This window comes from Malikia spinosa (assembly GCF_002980625.1).
In the GTDB taxonomy this organism is placed as follows: Bacteria; Pseudomonadota; Gammaproteobacteria; order Burkholderiales; family Burkholderiaceae_C; genus Malikia; species Malikia spinosa.
The window spans coordinates 1-759 of sequence record NZ_PVLR01000093.1 but is presented as its reverse complement, the minus strand read 5'-3'; the positions used below and the strand labels follow the sequence as shown (position 1 = coordinate 759).

At 64.2% G+C, this 759-nt stretch carries 1 protein-coding gene; it reads right to left on the bottom strand.

Annotated features, from left to right (window positions below; genetic code table 11):
• Position 1: 1 nt before the first annotated feature.
• On the bottom strand, positions 2-759 hold a 758-nt coding region (locus tag C6P61_RS17480; RefSeq protein ID WP_146115106.1), incomplete at its 5' end, for a TonB-dependent receptor domain-containing protein.

Below are 759 nucleotides of genomic sequence, written 5' to 3'. Positions count from 1 at the left end.
CTCAGAACTTGATGTTCAAGCCCGTGTAGAGGGTGCGGCCAGCGCCCGGGACAGCAGTGCCCCAGGCCGGGCCAGCGCTCAGGCTCATGGTCTTGCCCTGGCCGAGGTAGGCGCCACCCAGCGGCAGCGCATAGGCACGGTCGAACAGGTTTTCGATGCCGAAATCGACGCGCACCTGCTTCCAGCTGTGGCTGGCGCGCAGGTTGACCAGGCTGTAGCCCGCGGTCTGGATCTCGCTGCGGACATCGGAGCCGTCCTGCTTGCCTTGCACCAGCACGAGCTCGAGCGCATTGTCCCAGCCGCCCTGCCGATGCGTCAGCGTCAGCCTGGCGTTGAGCGGCATCATGTTGTAGAGCGTGTCGCCCGTGTCACGGTTCTCGCCATGAACGTAGTTCAGCAAGCCCTTGAATCCCCAGCGGCCGAAGTTGGTTTGAGCCAGCGGCATCTGGCCCGACAGGTCGATGCCGTACAGGCGTGCCGACTGGTTGGCGAACTTCAGCACGTTGAACTGCCCGGCTTGGAAAGTCCCGGTGTGGTACGGAACTGCGTCGACGTAGTCCTGCACCTGGGTATAGAACGGCGTCGCCCTGAAGCCCCGTTCGCCGTTCGCGTCATGCCAGTCGTAGGTCGCCGACAGGGTGTTGGCCTTCTCGGCCTTCAGGCTGGGATCGCCGACATAGCCGTTGCCATCGCCGACGAAGTTGACCATGCCGGCGGCCATGCTCCAGGTCGACCAGCTGTAGCGCTCGTAGAGATTGG